This is a genomic window from Thauera phenylacetica B4P, from assembly GCF_000310225.1.
GTDB classification, from domain to species: domain Bacteria; phylum Pseudomonadota; class Gammaproteobacteria; order Burkholderiales; family Rhodocyclaceae; genus Thauera; species Thauera phenylacetica.
Genome location: NZ_AMXF01000324.1, coordinates 1 through 3,403, shown reverse-complemented (window position 1 = coordinate 3,403; position 3,403 = coordinate 1). Strand labels below are relative to the sequence as shown.

Annotated in this window: 5 protein-coding genes; 4 read left to right on the top strand and 1 reads right to left on the bottom strand. The window is 71.2% G+C overall.

Going from position 1 to position 3,403, the window contains the following annotated elements; all coding sequences use genetic code 11:
* The 3 genes from C667_RS21290 to ybaK form a co-directional block, all read left to right on the top strand.
* Positions 1-223, top strand: a 223-nt coding sequence (locus C667_RS21290) for a methylated-DNA--[protein]-cysteine S-methyltransferase (RefSeq protein WP_004383272.1), incomplete at its 5' end; no start/stop codon positions are given.
* Positions 220-1,149, top strand: a complete 930-nt coding sequence (gene xerD, locus C667_RS21285; RefSeq protein WP_004383271.1) for a site-specific tyrosine recombinase XerD — start codon at positions 220-222, stop codon at positions 1,147-1,149. The genes C667_RS21290 and xerD, both read left to right, overlap by 4 nt.
* 115 nt (positions 1,150-1,264) lie before the next feature.
* The gene (gene ybaK / locus C667_RS21280) at positions 1,265-1,753 is read left to right on the top strand and encodes a Cys-tRNA(Pro) deacylase (protein WP_004383268.1); all 489 of its coding nucleotides are present in this window, start codon (positions 1,265-1,267) and stop codon (positions 1,751-1,753) included.
* Between the two features lie 19 nt (positions 1,754-1,772).
* On the opposite strand, the gene C667_RS21275 is transcribed toward ybaK, so the two are convergent.
* On the bottom strand, positions 1,773-2,147 hold the full coding sequence (locus C667_RS21275; RefSeq protein WP_004383266.1) for a dihydroneopterin aldolase: 375 nt from the start codon (positions 2,145-2,147) through the stop codon (positions 1,773-1,775).
* Positions 2,148-2,326: 179 nt separating this feature from the next.
* Between C667_RS21275 and plsY the strand changes: the two genes are divergently transcribed.
* Entirely contained in the window at positions 2,327-2,935 is a 609-nt protein-coding gene (plsY, locus tag C667_RS21270; RefSeq protein WP_004383263.1) for a glycerol-3-phosphate 1-O-acyltransferase PlsY, read from the top strand.
* Positions 2,936-3,403: the final 468 nt, after the last annotated feature.

Below are 3,403 nucleotides of genomic sequence, written 5' to 3'. Positions count from 1 at the left end.
AGCCATCCCGCGCGGGCGCACGGCGACCTACGGCGAGCTCGCCGCGGGCCTGGGCAGCGCGCCGCGCGCGGTCGGCCAGGCCTGTGGCGCCAACCCCTTCCCCCTGATCGTGCCCTGCCACCGCGTCACCTCCGCCGCCGGCCTCGGCGGCTTCGCCAACGCCCGCGAGGGCTGGCTGCTCGAAGTCAAGCGCTGGCTGCTCGCCTTCGAAGGGGCGCTGTGAGCGCACGCGCGCCGGCGCGCGAAGCCGGCCTGCAGCCTGCGCACCGCGCCGAGCTCGACCGCTTCACCGACACGCTCTGGCTCGAGCACGGGCTGGCTAAGAACACCCTGGCCGGCTACCGCAGCGACCTCGCCCGCTTCGCCGCCTGGCTGGAGACGCGCGCGCAGCGCCTGCCCGCGGTCGGCGGCGCGGATCTCGCCGCCTACCTCGCCGAATTCAGCCGCGCCGCGAAGCCGGCGAGCCAGCGCCGCCTGATCGCCGCATGGCGGCGCTACTACCGCCTGCTGCTCGCCAACCGCGAGATCGCCGAGGACCCCACCCTGGTGATCGACACCCCGCAGGCGGCCGAACGCTTTCCCAAGACCCTGAGCGAGGCCCAGGTCGAGGCCCTGCTTGCCGCCCCCCAGCTCGACAGCCCGCAAGGCCTGCGCGACCGCTGCATGCTCGAGGTGCTCTACGCCGCCGGCCTGCGCGTCTCCGAGCTGGTCGGCCTGAAGGTCTTCGCGGTGGGGGTCAACGAGGGCGTCGTGCGGGTGATGGGCAAGGGCAGCAAGGAGCGCCTGGTGCCGCTCGGCGAGATCGCCGCCGACTGGCTGCAGCGCTACCTGGCCGAGGCGCGCCCGATCCTGCTCGCCGGGCGCGGCTGCGACGAGGTCTTCGTGACCCGGCTGGGGGCGGCGATGTCGCGCCAGATGTTCTGGCGCCTGATCAAGCGCTACGCCCTCGCCGCCGGCATCGCGCCCGAGCGCATCTCGCCCCACACCCTGCGCCACGCCTTCGCCACCCACCTGCTCAACCACGGCGCCGACCTACGCGTGGTGCAGCTGCTACTCGGCCACGCCGACATCTCCACCACGCAGATCTACACCCACGTCGCGCGCGAGCGCCTCAAGCAGCTGCACGCGCGCCACCATCCGCGCGCGTGAGCCCGCCGGGCGCGGCCGGGACGCCGCGTCCAACCGCCCCGGGATGGCCGATGGCACTACAATGACAGGACCGCACCGCCCCCTCGCGGCGGCGCTCCCGACAGGCCGTCCGATCATGAGCAGAAACGAAGCCCACGCCCCCGAGACCCCCGCCACCCGCTTCCTGCGCCAGCACGGCGTGGCCTTCTCCAGCCACCTCTACGAATACGAGGAGCACGGCGGCACCACGGCGTCCTCGCGGGAGCTCAACGTGTCCGAGCACGCGGTGATCAAGACCCTGATCATGGAGGACGAGAACGCGCAGCCGCTGGTGGTGCTGATGCACGGCGACCACAAGGTGTCGACCAAGGAGCTCGCGCGCCAGATCCCGTGCAAGCACGTCGAGACCTGCAAGCCCGAGACCGCCAACCGCCACAGCGGCTACCTGGTCGGCGGCACCTCGCCCTTCGGCACGCGCAAGAAGATGCCGGTGTACATGGAACGCACGGTCCTCGACCTGGCTCTGATCTACATCAACGGCGGACGGCGCGGCTTCCTGGTGGGCATCCACCCGCACGACCTGCTGCGCGTGCTCCAGCCCAAGCTCGTGCAGGTGGCCAACTGAAGCGGACGCCCGCGGGCGCTCAGGCCGCCGGCGGCACGACCACGCCCGCCTTGCTGCGCTGGATATGGACGCCGACGCGGCGCACGTCCTTCATTACCCCGATCTTGCCCACCTTGAGCTTGACCCAGGGCGCGCCGAACTCCTCGAACAGCAGCTTGACAACGAACTCGCCCAGGCTCTCGATGAGGTTGAAGTGGCGCTCGCCGAGCTCGCGGCGGATGCGCTCGGTCACCACCGCGTAGTCGATGGTGTCGGCGATGTCGTCGTGCTCGGCGGCGGCATCGGGCACCCCGAAGGTGAGATTCAGCTCGACCGTCTGCGGGCCGGTCTTCTCGCGCGCGTAGATGCCAACCCAGGCCTTGACCCGCAGTTCCTCGATGAAGATGAAATCCATGCTGCTTCCCGTTTAGAATCGCCCGGATTCTAACGCGCCCCCGCCCGCGCGCCCGCAAAAGCTGTCGTCCGCACGCGGCCGGCGTGCGAACGGGGCGGCGCGCGGGCCCGCAGCCCCGGCCTTGCGGCCCCCTCCTTCCGTCCCTTTAGAGCTGCCCGCCGGCGGGCAGTGGAGCCAAGATGTCCACCCTGCTTCTGATCGTCGCCGCCTACCTGCTCGGCTCCATCCCCTTCGCGATCGTCACCAGCCGCCTGTTCGGCCTCGAGGATCCGCGCAAGTACGGCTCGGGCAACCCGGGCGCGACCAACGTGCTGCGCAGCGGCAACAAGGCCGCGGCCGTGCTCACCCTGCTCGGCGACGCGCTCAAGGGCTGGCTGGCGGTGTGGGCGGCGCTGCGCCTGGGCTTCGAGCCGGACATCGCCGCGCTCGCCGGCCTCGCCGCCTTCCTCGGCCACGTGTTCTCGCTCTTCCTGCGCTTCAACGGCGGCAAGGGCGTGGCCACCGCGCTCGGCGTGCTCGCCGGGGTCGACGCACGCATCGCGATCTTTTGCGCGGTGATCTGGCTGATGATCGCCTACACCACGCGCTACTCCTCGGTCGCGGCGCTGTCGGCCGCGCTCGCCGCCCCGCTCGCCGGCCTCCTCTTCCTCGGCGCCAAGCCGGCGGTCGGATTGCTCGCGGTGATGACGGCGGTGCTGTTCTGGCGCCACAAGGAGAACATCGCCCGCCTGCGCGCCGGCACCGAAGGCAGGATCGGCGGCAAGAAGAAGGACGGGCCGACGGCGTAAGACACCCGGGCGCCATGCTCGCAGCTGCCGCAGCTCCTACAAGAACCATCGCGGCTCCGGTTTCATGTAGGAGCGCCGGCAGGCGCGAAGACGGCGGCGGATCCGCGACGGCGCGAATGCCGAGGGCCATGCTCGCAGCTGCCGCAGCTCCTACATGAACCATCGCGGCTCCGGTTTCATGTAGGAGCGCCGGCAGGCGCGAAGACGGCGACGGATCCGCGACGGCGCGAATGCCGGGCGCCATGCTCGCAGCTGCCGCAACTCCTACATGAACCATCGCGGCTCCGGCTTTATGTAGGAGCGCCGGCAGGCGCGAAGACGGCGACGGATCCGCGACGGCGCGAATGCCGGGCGCCATGCTCGCAGCTGCCGCAGCTCCTACAAGAACCATCGCGGCTCCGGTTTCATGTAGGAGCGCCGGCAGGCGCGAAGACGGCGACGGATCCGCGACGGCGCGAATGCCGGGCG

What these genes read in the sequence shown, in the direction of transcription:
- plsY (WP_004383263.1), top strand. Translation starts at nt 2,327, where the DNA reads ATGTCCACCCTGCTTCTGATCGTCGCCGCCTACCTGCTCGGCTCCATC.
- ybaK (WP_004383268.1), top strand. Translation starts at nt 1,265, where the DNA reads ATGAGCAGAAACGAAGCCCACGCCCCCGAGACCCCCGCCACCCGCTTC.
- C667_RS21275 (WP_004383266.1), bottom strand. Translation starts at nt 2,147, where the DNA reads ATGGATTTCATCTTCATCGAGGAACTGCGGGTCAAGGCCTGGGTTGGC.